Here is a 17,260-nt window from a genome sequence, read left to right on the forward strand (position 1 = left end):
CGCGACCGGCTCAGCCTTTCACGACGCCGACCGGCACGAGCCGGGCCACCGGGTCGGCGAGCCGGGCCTGCCGGCAGGTGCGGACCACCTCGTCCACGTCCTTGTACGCCTCGGGTGCCTCCTCGGCCAGCCCCCGGTCGCTGGCGCCGCGGACCAGGACACCGGCGGCGGCCAGCTCGCGACGGACCGCCTCGACGGGGGCCTGCCGGACCGCGGCGTGGCGGCTGAGGGTGCGCCCCGCGCCGTGGCACGCGGAGTGCAACGCCTGCCCGTCGGCAACGCCGACGAGCACGTACGAGGCGGTGCCCATCGAGCCGGGCACCAGCACCGGCTGCCCGACCGGCCGGATCGGGCCGGACAGGTCGGGGTGCCCGGGCGGGAAGGCCCGGGTGGCGCCCTTGCGGTGCACGCACAGGCGGCGGGCCACCCCGTCGACGGTGTGCGTCTCCAGCTTGGCGAGGTTGTGCGACACGTCGTACAGCAGCCGCAGTTCGCCCAGGCCGGCGTCGCGGAAGCAGCGCCGGGCGGCGTGGGTGAGCAGTTGCCGGTTGGCCCGGCCGTAGTTGGCGGCGGCGGCCATCGCGGCCAGGTAGGCCGTGCCCTCCGGCGACGTCACCGGTGCGCAGGCCAGCTGCGGGTCCGGCACGTGGATGCCGTACCGGCCCATCGCGGTCAGCATGACGCGCACGTGGTCGGAGCAGATCTGGTGGCCCAGGCCCCGTGATCCACAGTGGATCATCAGGCAGAGCAGACCCGGCCGCAGCCCGAGCGCGCCGGCCACCCGCTCGTCGAAGACGCTGTCGACGGCCTGGACCTCCAGGAAATGGTTGCCCGAGCCGAGGCTGCCCAGCTGGCCGCGGCCCCGCTCCAGCGCACGCGCGCTCACCGCGCCGGGGTCGGCGTCGCTGACCGCACCACCGTCCTCGCAGAAGGTCAGATCCTCGGGGACTCCGAATCCTCGCTCGACCGCGTAGGCCGAGCCGCCGAGCAGGATCGCGTCGAGCTCGGCCGGTTGGGCGGCGGGCAGCACGCCGCCGCGGCCCATGCCCCGCGGTGTCGCGGCCCCGAGCAGGTCCATCAGCCGTCCCGCGTGCGGTGCCGCCTCGGCACGGGTCACGGTCGAGGTGAGCAGCCGCACGCCGCACGAGATGTCGAAGCCCACGCCGCCCGGGGAGATCACCCCGCCCAGCGCCGGGTCGGTGGCCGCCACGCCACCGATCGGGAACCCGTATCCCCAGTGGACGTCCGGCATGGCGTATGACGCCTCGACGATGCCGGGCAGGGTCGCCACGTCCGCCACCTGCCGCAGAGCCTGATCCCCCGGCGCGTCCGGCAGCAGGCCCGCGGTGGCGAAGACCACCCCGGGCACCCGCATCGCCCCGGCCGGCTCGATGCGCCAGCGGCAGACCCCGTCCGCCACGACAGTGACCATGAGGCGCTCCTCGACACTTCCCCGCCCCGCGTACCCTCGCTACCCCGGCCACCGCCGGCAAAACCCCGGGCCTACCCGAATCGGGTGTCGCCGCCGTGCGCCTCGTCGTCGAACATGCCGTGGGCACCGCGGTCCGTGTCGGCGTCCCGCATCGCCTCGTTCTACGACAACGGTTCGGCGAACACCACGCTGTGGCTGTGGCAGGGCACCGGCAGCGGGTTCACCGCACCGGCGGCGGCGTGGACGTCGGTGACCAACGGCTACGACTCGACGAAGACGAAGCCGGTGGCCGGAGACTTCAACGGTGACGGCCGGGCCGACATCGCCTCGTTCTACGACGACCCCGACCGCACCGCCAGCCTGTGGACCTGGCAAGGCGCCGCACCCACCGGGTTCGCCGCGCCGGCCTCGGTCTGGCAGTCCGCACCCGACAACTGGAAGCTGAACCTCGCCAGTCCGCTCTAGCCGATCGCGTTCCGTGGCCCTGCAGTGGCGCGCCCACTGCAGGGCCACGGGCGTGGCGACACCTGGCACACCGCGGGCCGTAGCCTGCTCACCACCGGCCCGACGAAGCGGAAGCGTACCCCGGTGACGTGGTCGATCTCGCTACAGTGAAACCCGCCCGCCGTACCACGACGGCGCGCCCACCCGACCGCAACCCTGGAGCCAGCCCGTGACCTCGCCAGATGCGCCCGACCAGACCAGCGCCGGCGCGCGCATCGACGCCGACCCGTCACCCACCACCCCCACCACGCCGGCCGGCCCCCGCCAGGGCCGCCGTGACCGCGAACGCCACCCGGACCCGGCCTGGGCCCGGCTGTGCATCGCCGTCGGCGTCGTCCTGACCCTCCTCGCCGGCGCCGCTCTCGTCGGCAAGGAGGCGCTGTTCTCCTACGCCACCCGCAGCGTCACGCAGGAGAACCTGCTCGGCGGCTCCGGCAAGCAGGCCCAGCAGCGCGGCCACGTCGACATCACCGGCGCCAAGAACATCCTCCTGATCGGCATCGACGCCCGGCCCGACCAGGACCCGGCCGAACTCGTCCGCGCCGACTCGATCCTCATCCTGCACATCCCGGCCGCGCACAACGCCGCGTTCCTCATCTCCATCCCCCGCGACACCTGGGTGAAAATCCCGCCGTACGACAACGGTGCCAAGCGCTACCGCGGCGGCCACGACAAGATCAACGGCGCCTACGCGTTCGGCGGCGACGGGCTCACCGGCGCCGCCCAGCGCAGCCACGCCGTGCAACTGCTCGCCACGACCATCAAGAACCTGTGGGGCCTCACCTTCGACAGCGCCGCCATCGTCGACTTCACCGGCTTCCAGCAGGTCGTCGAGGTCCTCGGCGGCGTCGACATGTACGTCGATCAGGAGACCATCTCCGTCCACGTCGGCCACGACGCCAACGGCGAGACGAAAGTCCCCTACCGGCAGTACACCCGCTCCGACGGCGGCCAGGGCCTCTCCCCGATCCCCGGCGTCACCCCGGTCGTCTACCACGTCGGCTACCAGCATCTCGAACCCTGGCAGGCCCTCGACTTCGTCCGCCAGCGGGAGCTGCTGCCCAACAGCGACTACGACCGGCAACGCCACCAGCAGCAGTTCCTCAAAGCCCTGTTCAAGAAGATGCTCAGCCGCGACGTGCTCACCAACCCCGTGCAGCTCAACCAGGTCCTGCAGGTCGTAGGTAAGGCCATGACCATCGACAGCGGCGGCATCGACCTGGACGACTGGCTGTATGCCATGCGCGGCATCAGCGACAACGATCTGTTCAGCATCAAGTCCAACAACGGCACCTTCAACCAGGCCCCCGAGAACCGCAACGCCGAAGCCCTCGACCAGAGCACCGTCGACCTGCTCGACGCCGTGCGTACCGAGCAGGTCCCCGCCTTCGTCGCCGCCCACCCGCATCTCATCGCCGCCGGCTGACCGGAACCCGCCCAGGGGTCATTCCGGGTGGTTGACGGTGCCTGACCCGATCAGGAACGGGCTGGTGACCCCGGCGTAGCCGAGGTGCAGGATCATTCCGCTGGCGGCGTGTTCGAGGTTGTGGCAGTGATCCATCCACACGCCGGGATTGTCGGCCCGAAACGCCACCCGATACGTCTCGCCGGGGCCGACGTCGAGGGTGTCGGCCCACCACGGGCTGCCGCTGGTGGCCCGGCCGTCGCGGGACAGCACCAGCATGTGGTGGCCGTGCAGATGCATCGGGTGGTGCTGGCCGGTGCGGTTGACGTAGGTCACCTCGACCAGGTCGCCCTCGGACACCATGAGCATCGGCACGTCCGGGAACGTGGCGTCGTTCAAGGTGTACCGCACCGACGGGCGGCCGTCGTAGAAGCCGAGCCGCTCGTCGAGGCGCAGGGTGAAGCGCCGGTCGAATCGGCTGCCCGTCCCGAACGGGGTCCCGGCCGGGCTGCCGTAGCGGGCCGGGTCCAGCACCGCCGGCACGGCGGTGCCGCGGTCCGGGCCCGCGTCACCGTGCGGGCTGTAGACGATGCCCGGCCCGTCCGCGCGCAGGGTCACCGGCCCGTCGGGCATGGTGAACACGAGGTCGTAGCGGCTGCCGCCACCGACGAGGATCCGCACCCCGGGCAGCACGCCCGGTTCGTGCACGTCGGCGCCGTCGATCGCCGCGACGCGCACCGGGGCGCCGGTCAGGGTGAACGTGGCCGGGTCGCCGTCGGTGTTGACCAGCCGTAGCCGCACCTGCCGCCCGGCCGGCACCGGCCGGCGCTGCACACCGGAGGCCAGCCCGAGCGTCGCCACGCCGTCCTCGCCGCCCCAGGTGTGGCGCAGCGCCGTCTCGTCGAGCGTGTCGTCGTGCGACGGCGCGTCCCCCGGCATGACGACCAGGGCGCCGAACAGGCCGCGGCGGACCTGGACCGAGGACATCTCATGCGAGTGGTACCAGTACGTGCCCGCCCGCAGGGCACGGAACCGGTACACGAAGCTGGCCCCCGGCGCGACCGCGTCCTGGGTCACCCCCGCCACCCCGTCCATGGCGTTGGGCACGTCGACCCCGTGCCAGTGCACCGTCACCCCAACCCCGGGCAGCCGGTTGACCAGCGTCACCTCCACCAGCTCGCCCTGCCGGACCACCAGTTGCGGGCCGGGCGTATCGCCGTTGAACGTCCACGCCGTCACCGGCATGCCGGAGTCCAGCAGCAACGTGGTCTCCTGCGCCGTCAGCGTGAACCGGCGCACCGGCCCGTCCCCGCCATTCGCGGTACCTGTGGGGTCTGTGCCGGTCAGGTCGGTCACGCTGATCCCGCCATGGTGCTGATGCCCCGCCGCGCTGCCGCCGCCGGTGTCCACCGCACCCAAGGCACCGCCGGTCATGCTGCTGCGCGCAGGCAGCACGCTCGCCACGGACAGGCCCACCGCCACCGCGGCGACCAGCGCCACACCAACCGCTGCGCGCGCCGCGCCGCGCCACCGTCCGGCACGCGCGTCCGCCTGATCGTGCCGGAGCCTCCGGTACACCCATCCCAGCGCCGGCACCCCGAGGACGGCGAGGCCGGCCACAACGGCGGTGCCCGCACCCGCCAGCAGCGCCACGGCCGTGACGAACACGACACCGACCGCGCCGGCCACCGCGGCCACGCGTGCCGGGCGACCACGATCCCGCACCGGCGCCTCGCCCGGCGGCTTGCGGGCCGGGCGCAACCACACCAGGTACACCGTGGCCGCCACCACCAGCGCCGGGACCACGAACACCAGACGGGGCCCGGCGAACTCCCATCCCCACGCCAGCAGTAGCACCCCGGCGACCAGCCGCAGCGCCGCCCCGCCGAGCAGCAGCATGAACGCCACCACCGACGTGCGCGACGGCCGCGCCGCCGGGTCCTGCGGGCCGCACCCGGTCCACCACGCCGCCACTGCCACGGGCAGCTGCAGCAGCGCGGTCACCATGTCGGTGTAGTGCACCCACATAAACACGCCATCGCCTCCCACGGAGCATGATGCCGTGGAAGGCGACCGTGCGTCGAGGCAGCGTGGAAACGTGCTGCTCGGACGGCGGTTCCCGCCGGGCCTTGCTCGTCCGGCGGGAACCGCGGCCTTACGTAGGCGATGCTCAGGCGTTGGACTTCGGCAGGCCGGGCGGGTTCACCAGCGAGGTGTCCACCGCTTCGGTGTCGAGGTTGTACGCGGCCAGCCAAGCCTTGTACTGACCGTTCTTGATCAGGTAGTTGATCGCTTCCGCCAGCGCCTTGACCAGGCCGTTGTCCTTCTTCGTGGTGGCCGCGATCAAGCCCTGCAAGGACTCGCCGGCGCCGGAGTAGACACCGGCGTTGCGCACGGCGTCGGGGGTGCCCTGCGTCTGGCTGGTCTGGTAGGCGTTACCGGGGTTCGGACCGAAGTACGCGTCGATCTGCCCCGAGACGATGGCCTTGAAGGTGGTGGGTGTGTCGGCGAAGTACTTGATCTCCAGGGTCTTGCCCTCGGCCTTCAGCTTCTCCTGCCACGCGACCAGGATCTTCTCCTGGTTGGTGCCGGCGCTGACGGCGACCTTGAGACCGGCCAGGTTCTTGTAGTTCTTGTCGAAGTTCCAGTTGTTGCCGGCCTTCACCGCGAAGCCCAGGTTGTCCTGGCGGTAGGTCGCGAAGTCGTACTTCTCCTTGCGCTGTTCGGTGTCGGTGATGTTCGAGAAGCCGACCTCGTTCTTGCCGGAGTCGATGCCGACGAACAGGTTCTCCCAGGTGTTGTTGGTGAACTCGGGCTTGAGGCCGAGCACCGCGGCGACGAGGCGGGCGAGGTCGGGCTCCGCACCGGTGATGGTCTTGTCGTCGTCGCCGACGAAGGCCAGCGGCGGGAAGCCGGTCGGCAACGCGCCGATCCCGATGGTCAGCTTGCCGTCGGCCTTGATCGCGTCAGGAACCAGATCGGCGATGCTCTGCTGCTTCTCGACCTTCAGTTCGGTCGGCTTGGCGATGCCCTTGGCCTGCTGGCCGACGGTCACCGTGCCGACGCTGGCATCGGCCTCCGCCTTGGTCTCGTCGCTGCCCCCGCAGGCGGCGAGCCCTCCGGCGAGCACCACGGCGAGTGCTGCGGTCGCGAATGTTCGGCCAGTTGGTCTGACGGTGATCACGTTTCTCCTTCGGTAGTGGCCCGAGCGGCGTGCGGCCTTCGGGGTGGAGCGCGGGGACGCCTCAGAGCACCTTCGAGAGGAACTCCCGGGTGCGGGGCTGCTGCGGGTTGTCGAGCACCTGGGACGGAGGTCCCTGTTCGACGATCACGCCGCCGTCGATGAACACGGCGGTGTCGGCGACCTCGCGGGCGAAGCCGATCTCATGGGTGACGATCACCAGGGTCGTGCCGCTGTCGGCGAGTTGCCGGATCACCGAGAGCACCTCCCCGACCAGTTCGGGGTCGAGCGCGGAGGTCGGCTCGTCGAACAACACCAGGCTGGGGTCCAGGGCCAGGGCGCGGGCGATCGCGACGCGCTGCTGCTGGCCGCCGGAGAGCTGGCGAGGGTAGGCGTCGCCGCGGTCGCCGAGGCCGACCTTGGCCAGCAGTTCGATCGCCCGGGCGTGCGCGGCCGGCTTGCCGAGCCGCTTGTGGGCGATCAGCGGCTCGGCGACGTTGTCCCGGGCGGTGAGGTTGGGGAACAGGTTGAAGCTCTGCGCGACGAAGCCGATGCGGGTTCGCTGACGCCTGACCGCCCGCTGGGACAGCTCGTGCAGCCGGCTGCCGCGGACCTCGACGCCGATGAGTTCGCCGTGCACGGCGACGTAACCGAGGTCGGGCCGCTCCAGGTGGTTGATGGTGCGCAACAGCGTCGACTTGCCCGAACCCGACGGGCCGAGGATCGCGACGACCTCGCCGGGCAGGACGGTCAGGTCGATGCCCTTGAGCACCTCCCGCAGGCCGAAGGACTTGTGCGCGTTGCGGATCTCCAGCGCCACCGTCGTGTCGAGGGTCGTCGTCATCAGAAACCCCTCCGGGTCAGGCGTACGCCGACGAAACGGCCCCACGAGTCGACGGTGAAGCGCCGCAGCCGCTGGACCGGGGTGAGTGGCAGGGCGTGGACACTGCCGCGGGCGAAGTAGCGCTCGACGTAGAACTGCACGACCGACAGCACCGCGGTGAGCAGCAGATACCAGGCCGCGCCGACGATCAGGATCGGCACCAGCGACTCAGGGTGGCGCGCCTCCAGCACGAACACCGCGCCGAACAGGTCGAGCAGCGAGACGTAGTAGACCAGCGAGCTGGCCTTGATCAGGCCGATGAGCTGGTTGCCGTACGCCGGGACGATCGAGCGCAGCGCTTGTGGCAGTACGACACGGCGCAGTTGCCGGGCCTTGGACAGCCCGAGCGCGTTCGCGGCCTCGATCTGGCCGTGCTCGACCGACAGGATGCCGCCGCGGATCACCTCGGCCGCGTAGGCGGCCTCGTTCAGGCTCAGCGCGATGACGCCGATGGCCAGCGGCGTGAGGGTGCTGAGCCTGACTTCGGCGAAGACCGGTCCCCAGGGGACGCCGACGCCGAGGCGCGGGTAGAAGTACGAGAAGTTGAAGGTGATGATCAGCAGCAGCGGCAGCGGCAGCGCGCGGAAGAACCACACGTATGCCCACGCCAGGCCGGCGATCAGCGGGTTGGTCGACAACCGCCCGAGCGCGACGATCACTCCGAGGACGAGCCCGAACACCGCGCTCAGGCCGACGACCTGCAGCGTGACCACGACGCCGTCGAGGATCGACTGACGGGTGAAGAACGGCCAGAACTTGTGCCACTCGTAGTGGGTGTTGGTGAAGATGCCGGAGATGAACTGGGCGAGCACGACCAGCACGACCGCGCTGACGATCCAGCGCCACGGGCGCAGCCGCGGCGTGACCCGGCGCTGCGCGACCTGCGGGTCGAACCGGCTGACGCGGCCGCCGGGCGGTGCGATGACGGGCGACGGTTTCAAGGTTACGGGCTCGCTCATGCGAGTGGCTCCATCGGATGTGGCGGCAAGCCCGCGCCGCCGGGGCACGAGCACGTGAGGATGCCTCGCTCGACATCCGCTTACCGGGCAACCTAGGGAGGATCGCAGTTAGTTGTCAATCCCTATCGGAAAACTAGCATTTGCACTATCCTGAATGCCGCCAGCCCATCGATCAGCTTACGCACTTGACAACGCCATGCGACGGACACGGAAGGCCCGGATGAGCGCGTACGACGTCGGCATCGTCGGCGCCGGGGTGCACGGCGTGAGCGCCGCGTACCATCTGGCCCGGCGCGGCGTGTCCACGATCGTGTTCGACCGCGGCCGGCGAGCCGGCGGCCCGACCGGGCAGGCCAGCGGGGTCGTCCGCGCCTACTACACCAACCGGTTCCTGGCCGAGGTCGCCCGCGACAGCACCGCCGTCCTGGCCGACTTCGACGCGCGGGTGGGCGGCGAGAGCGGCTACGTGCGAACAGGCGGGTTGTATCTGCACGGCGCCGACGACGCCGCGGACGTGCGGGTCACCGCCGCCGGTCTCGCGGCCGCCGGCATCGGCCATCGGGTCCTGGCGCCGGCCGACCTCGCGGCGAGCTTCGCGGACCTGAACCTCGACGGGACCGCGATCGGGGTGTGGGAGGAGCGGGCCGGCTACGCCGATCCGCACCGGACCGCGCTCGGATACGCGGCCCGGGCCGTCGAGCTCGGCGCGACGCTGCTGGAGCACGCCGCGGTCCGGGAGTTCTCCGAGGGCGGGCACGCGGTGCGCGTCGTGCTCGGTGACGGCACCCGGCACGAGGTCGGCCGCCTGCTGGTGGCCGCCGGGCCGTGGACGGGCCCGCTGCTGGCGCAGGTGGGCGTCGCGCTGCCGCTGACGGCCGAGCGGCACGTCGTGGCCGGCCTCGTCCACCCGCCGCAGGACGTGCCGCGGGCGGTGCCGCACGTCCTGATCGACGTCCAGCACGGGTACTACTCCCGGCCCGCCGGTGCTGGCCGGTTCCTGCTCGGCCCGCTCGCACCCACCACCGCGACCGATCCGGACGACTTCGCCGCCGAGATCACGAGCGCCGAGTTCGCGTGGCTGGCCACCCGCGCGGCGCGGCGGGCACCGGTCCGCGGCCGTGCCGTGGCGGATCGCAGCTGGGCATCGCTGTACGACGTCAGCCCGGACTGGCAGCCGGTCACGGGGCAGGTGAGCGAGCGCGTGTATGTCGACGCCGGGACGAGCGGGCACGGGTTCAAGCTCGCCCCGGTGTGGGGCGATCACGTGGCCCGGCTGCTCATCGGCGACGCCGACGCGCGGCTCGGGCAGTTCTCCCCCGGCCGTTTCACGGCCGGGACCGGCCTGGCCAGCGGCTTCGGCAGCGCACGAATCCTGGGCTGAGGCGATGACGACACGGCAACAGCGCACGCCGCCCGTGACCGCCGGCACCGGCCGACCGCTGTGATGACGTGAAGCACGCCCGGCCCGTCCATGGCATGGACCGGCCGGGCGTGCTCGCGTCTACGGCCGGGGTCGCAGTCCGAGGTGCTCGCGCAGCGTGGTGCCGGTGTACTCGGTGCGGTACACGCCGCGCTCCTGCAGGGCCGGGACGAGCAGGTTCACGATGTCGTCGAGGCCGTGCGGCACCAGGTACGGCGAGACGTTGAACCCGTCGAGCGCGCCGTGCCGCACGAAGTGGGCGAACTTGTCGGCGAGGGACTGCGGGGTGCCGACGTGGCCGCGGGAGCGCTGGCCGAGCTGGACGACGGTCTCGCGCAGCGACCACCCGTTGGCGTCGGCGGCCTCGCGCCACCGGCGGATCGTGTCCTGGGCGTCGGCGATCCGGTTGGCACCGAACGCGCCGCTGTCGTCCTGCGGGCGCGGGTCGTCCTTGGGCAGCGGACCGTCCGGGTCGTACCCGGACAGGTCGAGGTTCCACAGCAGCCCCGCCTGAGCCAGGGCGGTGGCCGGGGTGATCTGCTCGCGCCGGACCCAGGCGGCCTTCTCCTCGGCCTCGGCGGGGGTGCTGCCGATGACGATCGACGTGCCGGGCAGGATGCGCAGGTCGTCCTCCGGGCGTCCCGCCGTGCGCAGCCGGGCCCGCAGGTCGTCGGCGAACGCGAGGGCGTCGTCGAAGTCGGTGCCGTGGGCGGAGAAGATGACGTCGGCGTTGCGGGCGGCGAAGTCACGGCCCGCGCTGGAGTCGCCGGCCTGGAAGATGACCGGGTGGCCCTGGCGGCTGCGGGGCAGGCTGGGCGTGACGTCGACGGTGAACTGCTCGCTGCGGATGCGCACCGGGTCGGGCCAGCCGTCCCAGATCGCGCGGGCGGCGTTGAGGAACTGCTCGGCGCGCTTGTACCGGTCGGCGTGGTCGAGATACCCGCCGCGCCGGAAGTTCTCGCCCGTCCACGCGTTGTCGGTGGTGACCACGTTCCAGCCGGCCCGGCCGTCGCAGAGCAGGTCGAGGCCGGACAGCCGGCGGGCCAGGTCGACGGGCTCGTTGAACGTGGTGTTGGTGGTGGAGACCAGGCCGATGCGGTCGGTGAGCGCGGCGAGGGCCGACAGCTGGGTGATCGCGTCGGGCCGGCCCGCCACGTCCAGGTCGTGGATGCGGCCGTCGACCTCGCGCAGGCGCAGCCCCTCGCCGAGGAAGAACGCGTCGAAGAGGCCGCGCTCGGCGGTCTGGGCGACCCGGCGGTACGACTCCGGGGAGATCTGCGACCCGCTCGCCGGGTCCGACCAGATGGTCCAGTGGTTCACGCCCTGGAAGAACACCCCGAAGTGCAGCTGGGCGTCCGGGCGGGGCACGTCGGCGGGATCGGTGCGGGTCATGCGGCTACTCCCGGATGCGCGTAGCGGTTGTGCGGGCGGGGCAGGCCGAGCGTCTGGCGCAACGAGACGCCCGGCACCGGGCGGCTGGCAAGACGGTTTTTGATCAGGGCGGGGACGACGAACTGCGACAGCACGGCCAGGTCCTCGTCGAGCACCAGAGGCCGCAGCCGCACGCCGTCGACTCCACCGCGCGCGTCGAGGTCGGCGAGCAGCGCCACGAGACCCTCCGGGCTTCCGGTGTACCGCAGGTGCCCTCCGCCCGCCCACGACGCGTACTCGTCGAGTTCGGCGACCCGGTCGGCGCCGTCGGCCGTGGCGGTGTCGAGGGCGACCTCGATCTCGGCGAAGGTCCGCGGCGTCGTGGTGGCGACGGCGGCTCGGTGTACGGCATCGAGGTCCGCACCACCGACGAGCGCGATGTCGACCTCGGCGTCGGGGACGAGCCCGTGCGGGGCCAGCACGACGAGCTGCCCCTGCGGCGGGCGGGGCACGATGGCGGGACCCTTCACCGTGTACCCGGCGGCGGCGTAGTCGATGTAGTGCAGCCGATCCCGGTCGAGGTAGCGGCTCGTGGCGACGTCGCGGATGACGGCGTCGTCCTCCCAGGAGTCCCACAGGGCACGCACGACGCGTACCGAGTCCAGGGCCTCCTGCCCGGGATCGGCGGCCGGGCGCCCCCACGCCGCGGCCGCCTCGGGCTGCGGGCTCGCCGCGACGACCCAGCCGGCCCGGCCCGCGGCGATGTGATCGACCGACGCCAGCTGCGAGGAGACGTGGAACGGCTCGGTGTACGTCGTGGACACCACCGGGGCCACCGACAGCACGCTGGTCGAGGCGGCGATGAAGGCCGCCCGCTCCACGGCGCCGATGCGGCCGGCCCCTCCCCCGCCGCCGGGCGGCAGCAGGTCGTCGTCGATCGTGACGAGCGTGAACCCGGCCCGCTCGGCGATCTCGGCGACGTGACGGACCCGGCGCGGGCTGAGCAGTTCCGAGGGCGGGTGGGCGGCGCGCCGCCAGGCGGCGGGATGGGCGCCCTCCCCGTCGATCTCAACGGCGAGTACAAGGGACATGAGCGAAACGCCTTTCTGCGCTCGGCACGCACGGCTTCCCTACGTGCCGCCGATGGCCACGATCATCGTCACGGGTCGGCGACCGGCGGGAAGAACAAGCCGTTGCTGGCGCTGAGGCCGCCATCGCTGACCAGGACCTCGCCGGTGATGTACGACGCCGCCGGCGAGGCCAGGAACCAGATGACCTCCGCCTGCTCCCGCGGCTCGGCCCAGCGCCCCAGCGGGATGCGCCGGGTCAGGTCGCCAGCGAGGACGGGGTCCTCGCGCACCGCGGCGGTCCGGGCGGTCAGCGTGAGGCCCGGCGCGATCGCGTTGATGCGGATGCCCTGGTGGGCGTAGTCCAGCGCCGCCGACCGCACGAGGTTGACGGCGGCGGCCTTGGTGGTGTTGTACGCCCACGTGCGCGGATCGCCGCGCAGCGCGGCGATCGATGCGGTCACGACCACGGCACCGCCACCGGCCGCACGCAGAGCGGGAGCCGCCGCCCGGATGCCGAGTGCCGCACCACGCACGTTGACGGCGTGAATCGCGTCGAGCGCCGCGATCGCACCCTCGTCCTCCAGCGGCGGCGCACCACCGGCGCCGGCGTTGAGCACCGCGACGTCGAGCCGCCCGAACCGGCTCAGCGCCAGGGCCACCATCTCCTGGTTGGCCCGCTCCCGCGCCACGTCGCCGAGCAGTGTGACGACACCGTCCACGCCGGACAGTCCGGCCAGCCGCACCGGATCACTGTCGACGGCCACGACACCGAATCCACGGGCCGCGAACAGCTCCGCGGCCGCGCGGCCGATGCCGCTGGCGGCTGCCGTCACCACCACCGCCTTGCGCGGTGCGGACACCCGACCTCCTCGATTGATGTCCGACTAAGCCTATCTGCTTAGTAGAGTTACGTCCACCCATCCCCTGCCGGTCCATGCCATCACGGCGTGAAGGTCCCGGTCATGGTGTCTCGTCGATCATGCGGCGCACGCGCGCCACCCGGTCCGGCGCGGGCACGACGGGACAGGTGGCGCAGAAGCCGCCGTCGCCCGTCTTGAACATCAAGCAGCAGCTGTTGCGGTGGTGTGTCTGCCAGCGGTGCCCGCCGACCGGCAGGCTGTTCACACAGCACAGCCCTCTGGTGGCGGGGTGGTGCTCCAGCAGCGACTCGGTCTCGGCGACGAACCGGGCCGGGTCCGGCTGGGTCCAGGAGATGGCACGCATCGCCGTGGCGATCCCGCTGGCCACGTTGCCCCAGAGCGTGCGGCGGCCGACCCTGGTGATGCGGTGCCAGGCGTCGACCGCGTGGGCGAGGTTGTCCTCGACCATCCGCCGCATCAGCCAGGCGAGGGTGTCATCCGCGCCTGGCCGGTCCTGTGCGGGCGCGGTGGTGAACGCGGCGTCGGTGAGACGGCCACCTGTCAGGTGAACCCACGTGTTGGCGGCGGCCGCGTCGATGCCTCGGCCGTCCAGCCAGTACCGGGCGAGGACCGGCCCGGTGACCTGGTTCACGTACTGGCAGAACAGCAGCGACGCCGCGGCGACGGTGTGTTCGGTATGCCGGGCCCGGCGATGCTCGGCGACGAACTGCGTCAGGTGGGGCCCGAACAACGCGCTCGCGGGATGCCAGCCATCTGTCTCGGGCAGGCCGCGCGGGGCGATGAAGCGGGCGCCGAGTGGCGGGCGGTTCATGCCGGACCGTACCTGAGAACGGGTGTGTCGGCGACCAACGCCTTGCTGTGTGGATGGGTGGGTGCGGTGAGCAGGTCGGCCGTCGCCGCCTCCTCGACGATCCGGCCGCGCTCGAGGACGATGACCCGGGCGCAGAGCGCGGCGACCGCGACGAGGTCGTGGGAGATGAACAGGTAACTGAGCCCGTCGGCCCGATGCAGCTCGGCGAGCAGGTCGCGGATCTGCGCCTGCACCGGCAGGTCCAGCGCCGAGAGCGGCTCGTCGAGCACGAGCAGCTTCGGCCGGGGCGTCAGCGCCCGGGCGATGCAGGCACGCTGGCACTGGCCGGTGCTCAGCTCGTGCGGATAACGGTGCCGCAGCGCGGGATCGAGTCCGACGAGTTCGAACGTCTCCAGGACGGACCGGCTGCCGGGGAAGTTCCGCGCGGGCTCGGCGACGCTGCGCCCGACGGTCCACCTGGGATCGAGCGCGGCTCGGGGATCCTGCGGGACGAGTTGGACGTCGCGGCGCCACCGGCGCTCCCGGCCGGTGCGCCACAGTGAGCGGCGGATCGGCAGGTCGTTCCAGGAGACGCCGCCGGATGTGGGCCGTTCCTGGCCCAGGACGCAACGGCCGATGGTGCTCTTGCCGGCACCCGAGGCACCGACGAGGCCGACGGTCTCGCCGGGGGCGATGCCGAACGTGACATCGTCGAGCGCCGTCCTGCGACCGTACACTTTGGACAGACCGTCAACGCGCAGCATCGATCAGCTTCCTGGTATAAGGGTGAGCGGGCGCGGCGAACACCTCTTCGGTCGGTCCCTGCTCGGCCAGCCGGCCGTCGTGCAGGATCGCGACCCGATCGGCGACCTGCGAGACCAGCCGCAGGTCGTGGGAGATGAACAGCATGGAAATGCCGAGCGTGCGCCGCAGCGTGGCCAGCTCGTCGAGGATCCGCGCCTGGGTGCTGACGTCGAGGGCGGTGGTGGGTTCGTCGCAGATGAGCAGCCGCGGCCGGTTGATGATCGCGATCGCGATGCAGACCCGCTGCCGCATGCCCCCGGAGAGCTGGTGCGGATACGCCCGCATGAGGTCGCGATCCAGGCGAACGAGATCCAGCGCGGCCAGGGCGCGTCGCCTGGCCTCGGCCCTGGAGACGCTGGCATGGGCGCGGACGGTCTCGGTGAGCTGCCTGCCGATCGTGAGGACGGGGTTGAGCGCGGTGAGCGGGTCTTGCGTGACGAGACTGACGTGCCGGCCGCGGACCTGCCGCCAGTCGGTGTCGCGCCAGCCGTCCGTGGGCGCACCGAGCAGTTCCAGCGAGCCGGTGACCGACATCGGCGGGCGGAGCAGGCCGAGCAGCGCCGCGGCCAGGGTGGACTTGCCGGACCCGCTCTCACCGACGAGCCCGAGGCACTCCCCCGCCCGCAGTTCGAGCGTCACACCGTCAAGGATGCGGACATCGCCGGCCCGCACGCTGAGCCGGTCGAGGCGGGCGAGGACGGCCGCGTCCGGCGCGAGCGTGACGACGCGGGGAGCACGGCCGCGGCGGGCGCCGCGCGGCGACAGGCGTGGGTTTCGCGGTTCGAGCGCGTCGCGGACCGCGTCGCCGAGGTAGGTGACCGCCACGACAACGAGCACGATCGCCGCGCCAGGCGCGAGGAACATCCACGGCGCGTCCTGCACGAACCCACGCGCCTCGTTGAGCATGGCGCCCCACTCCGGCTGCGGAGGGCGCACCCCGAGGCCGAGGAACGACAGCCCGGCGACGGCGATGATGACCTCGCCGACGTCCACCATGGCGAGGATGCACACCGGCCCGGCGAGCCCGCCGAGCACGTGCGTGCCGACGATCCTCCACTGTGGACTGCCGGCTGTCCTGGCGGCGGCGACGTACGGCTCGTCGCGCAGCTGCAGCGCGTAGCCGCGTACCACGCGCGCGTAGCCGGGCCACGACACGACGCTCACCGCGAGCAGCAGGCCGGCGAGACCGGCGTCGAGCAGCGCGGCGACCGCGATCGCGAGAACCAGCCTGGGGAAGGCGAGCAGTACGTCGATCACCCGGGTGACCACCAGGTCGAACCAGCCGCCGAGGTAGCCGGCCGCCGCGCCGGCGAGCGTGCCGGCCACCACCGTGACCGCCACGGTGACGGCGGCTGTGGCCAGGGAGGCCCGCCCGCCGTACAGCACGCGGGCAAGCAGGTCGCGCCCGAAGTTGTCGGTGCCGAACGGGTGCGCGGCCGACGGTGGCAGCGTCGCGTCGAGGTAGTTCACGGCCGTCGGGTCGGCGCCGGTCAGCCACGGTGCGGCCGCGACCGCCGCCACCACGACCGCGAGGACGACCAGCAGGACACCGGCGAGCCGGTCCCGGCGCGGGATCGCGAGCAGTCGGTGCAGCGTCCTCATCCAGCTCCCTCCACCCGCACCCGAGGGTCGATCAGCCGGTAGCCGAGGTCGACGGCGAGGTTGATCAGGACGTACGCCAGGGCCATGGCGATGGCGAACGCCTGGATGACCGGGTAGTCACGCCCGGTGATGGAGTCCACGACGTACCGGCCGACACCCGGCCACGAGAACACGGTCTCCACCACCACGGCGCCGCCGAGCAGGCCTGACACGATGAGTCCGGCGTTGGTGCACACCGGCAGCAGCGCGTTGCGCAGCGCGTGCCGCAGCACGATCACCCGCCAGTGCAGCCCTTTGGCCTCGGCGGTCGCCACGTACGGCTGGGACAGCGCGTCGAGCAGGCTCGCCCGCAGTAACCGGGACACCCCGGCGGCCAGGCCGAGGCCCAGTGTGACGGCCGGCAGGACCAGGTGCGCCGGTGTGCCCCGCCCGTACGTCGGGAACCAGCCGAGGCCGACGGAGAACCCGTACATGAGCAGCAGCCCGAGCAGGAATCCCGGTACCGACACACCCAGCAGGGTCACCAGGCGGGCGACACGGTCGGCGACCCGGCCGTGCCACACCGCCCCGGCGATCCCGGCCGGTACCGCCACCACGACCATGACGACGAGTGCGGCACCGGCCAGTTCGAGCGTCGCCGGCAGCCGCATCCACAGCTCGTCGAGGACCGGGGCGCCGCTGCGCAGCGACGTACCGAGGTTCCCGGTGAGGATGCTGGTCAGCCAGCCCACGTACTGCACCGGGTACGGCTCGTCCAGGCCGAGGTCACGGCGCAGCGTGGCGAGGTCCTCCTGCAGGCGGCTGATGTCGGCGCCGGGCTCCACCATGGACAGCAGGATCGCGTGGCTCGGGTCACCGGGGATGAGCCGGATCATCGTGAACACCACGATCGAGATGCCCAGCAGTACCGGCACCGTCGCGGCAAGCCGCACGGCGACGTAGCGAAGCATCGGGCCGG

General features: G+C 72.2%; 15 protein-coding genes. 3 read left to right on the top strand and 12 right to left on the bottom strand.

The features are described 5' to 3' along the window. Positions 1 to 10 precede the first annotated feature (10 nt). Complete coding sequence (locus AB0367_RS31745) at positions 11 to 1,432, bottom strand: RtcB family protein (protein WP_366230161.1); 1,422 nt, start codon at positions 1,430 to 1,432, stop codon at positions 11 to 13. Between the two features lie 114 nt (positions 1,433 to 1,546). Here AB0367_RS31745 and AB0367_RS31750 point away from each other — a divergent pair, with 114 nt between their 5' ends. Together AB0367_RS31750 and AB0367_RS31755 are read left to right on the top strand one after the other, a co-directional pair. Continuing rightward, positions 1,547 to 1,897, top strand: coding sequence for a VCBS repeat-containing protein (locus AB0367_RS31750; protein ID WP_366230162.1), 351 nt, complete (start codon positions 1,547 to 1,549; stop codon positions 1,895 to 1,897). 208 nt (positions 1,898 to 2,105) lie between these two features. After that, positions 2,106 to 3,362 (top strand): LCP family protein, encoded by a 1,257-nt coding sequence (locus AB0367_RS31755; protein WP_366230163.1) that lies wholly within the window; start codon positions 2,106 to 2,108, stop codon positions 3,360 to 3,362. Between the two features lie 18 nt (positions 3,363 to 3,380). On the opposite strand, the gene AB0367_RS31760 is transcribed toward AB0367_RS31755, so the two are convergent. From AB0367_RS31760 to AB0367_RS31775, 4 genes are all read right to left on the bottom strand, one after another. Then, positions 3,381 to 5,369, bottom strand: coding sequence for a multicopper oxidase family protein (locus AB0367_RS31760; protein WP_366230205.1), 1,989 nt, complete (start codon positions 5,367 to 5,369; stop codon positions 3,381 to 3,383). A 142-nt stretch (positions 5,370 to 5,511) separates the two neighbouring features. Continuing rightward, a complete protein-coding gene (locus AB0367_RS31765) occupies positions 5,512 to 6,525 on the bottom strand; it encodes an ABC transporter substrate-binding protein (RefSeq protein WP_366230164.1) in 1,014 nt (337 codons plus the stop codon). A 61-nt stretch (positions 6,526 to 6,586) separates the two neighbouring features. Further along, positions 6,587 to 7,366 carry an amino acid ABC transporter ATP-binding protein gene (locus AB0367_RS31770; RefSeq protein ID WP_366230165.1) on the bottom strand — a complete coding sequence of 260 codons (780 nt, stop codon included), beginning with the start codon at positions 7,364 to 7,366 and terminating at the stop codon, positions 6,587 to 6,589. Next, the gene (locus AB0367_RS31775) at positions 7,366 to 8,364 is read right to left on the bottom strand and encodes an amino acid ABC transporter permease (RefSeq protein WP_366230166.1); all 999 of its coding nucleotides are present in this window, start codon (positions 8,362 to 8,364) and stop codon (positions 7,366 to 7,368) included. The genes AB0367_RS31770 and AB0367_RS31775 overlap by 1 nt, the downstream gene beginning before the upstream one ends. A gap of 220 nt (positions 8,365 to 8,584) precedes the next feature. Between AB0367_RS31775 and AB0367_RS31780 the strand changes: the two genes are divergently transcribed. Further along, the gene (locus tag AB0367_RS31780; RefSeq protein ID WP_366230167.1) at positions 8,585 to 9,745 is read left to right on the top strand and encodes an FAD-dependent oxidoreductase; all 1,161 of its coding nucleotides are present in this window, start codon (positions 8,585 to 8,587) and stop codon (positions 9,743 to 9,745) included. Positions 9,746 to 9,865: 120 nt separating this feature from the next. Here AB0367_RS31780 and AB0367_RS31785 read toward each other — a convergent pair whose 3' ends face one another. The 7 genes from AB0367_RS31785 to nikB all read right to left on the bottom strand — a co-directional run bounded on the left by AB0367_RS31785 (position 9,866) and on the right by nikB (position 17,252). Continuing rightward, on the bottom strand, positions 9,866 to 11,176 hold the full coding sequence (locus AB0367_RS31785; protein ID WP_366230168.1) for an LLM class flavin-dependent oxidoreductase: 1,311 nt from the start codon (positions 11,174 to 11,176) through the stop codon (positions 9,866 to 9,868). Continuing rightward, entirely contained in the window at positions 11,173 to 12,246 is a 1,074-nt protein-coding gene (locus AB0367_RS31790) for an LLM class flavin-dependent oxidoreductase (RefSeq protein WP_366230169.1), read from the bottom strand. The genes AB0367_RS31785 and AB0367_RS31790 overlap by 4 nt, the downstream gene beginning before the upstream one ends. A gap of 68 nt (positions 12,247 to 12,314) precedes the next feature. Continuing rightward, on the bottom strand, positions 12,315 to 13,085 hold the full coding sequence (locus AB0367_RS31795) for an SDR family oxidoreductase (RefSeq protein WP_366230170.1): 771 nt from the start codon (positions 13,083 to 13,085) through the stop codon (positions 12,315 to 12,317). A gap of 100 nt (positions 13,086 to 13,185) precedes the next feature. Further along, positions 13,186 to 13,917, bottom strand: coding sequence for an IucA/IucC family C-terminal-domain containing protein (locus tag AB0367_RS31800; RefSeq protein WP_366230171.1), 732 nt, complete (start codon positions 13,915 to 13,917; stop codon positions 13,186 to 13,188). Further along, the gene (locus tag AB0367_RS31805) at positions 13,914 to 14,660 is read right to left on the bottom strand and encodes an ABC transporter ATP-binding protein (protein WP_366230172.1); all 747 of its coding nucleotides are present in this window, start codon (positions 14,658 to 14,660) and stop codon (positions 13,914 to 13,916) included. Before AB0367_RS31805 ends, AB0367_RS31800 begins: the two co-directional genes overlap by 4 nt. Next, entirely contained in the window at positions 14,647 to 16,302 is a 1,656-nt protein-coding gene (locus AB0367_RS31810) for a dipeptide/oligopeptide/nickel ABC transporter permease/ATP-binding protein (protein ID WP_366230173.1), read from the bottom strand. Before AB0367_RS31810 ends, AB0367_RS31805 begins: the two co-directional genes overlap by 14 nt. After that, positions 16,299 to 17,252, bottom strand: coding sequence for a nickel ABC transporter permease (gene nikB, locus AB0367_RS31815; RefSeq protein ID WP_366230174.1), 954 nt, complete (start codon positions 17,250 to 17,252; stop codon positions 16,299 to 16,301). Before nikB ends, AB0367_RS31810 begins: the two co-directional genes overlap by 4 nt. Between the last annotated feature and the right edge of the window lie 8 nt (positions 17,253 to 17,260).

Origin of the sequence: Dactylosporangium sp. NPDC051484, assembly GCF_040689395.1 — a bacterium.
Taxonomy (GTDB): domain Bacteria; phylum Actinomycetota; class Actinomycetes; order Mycobacteriales; family Micromonosporaceae; genus Dactylosporangium.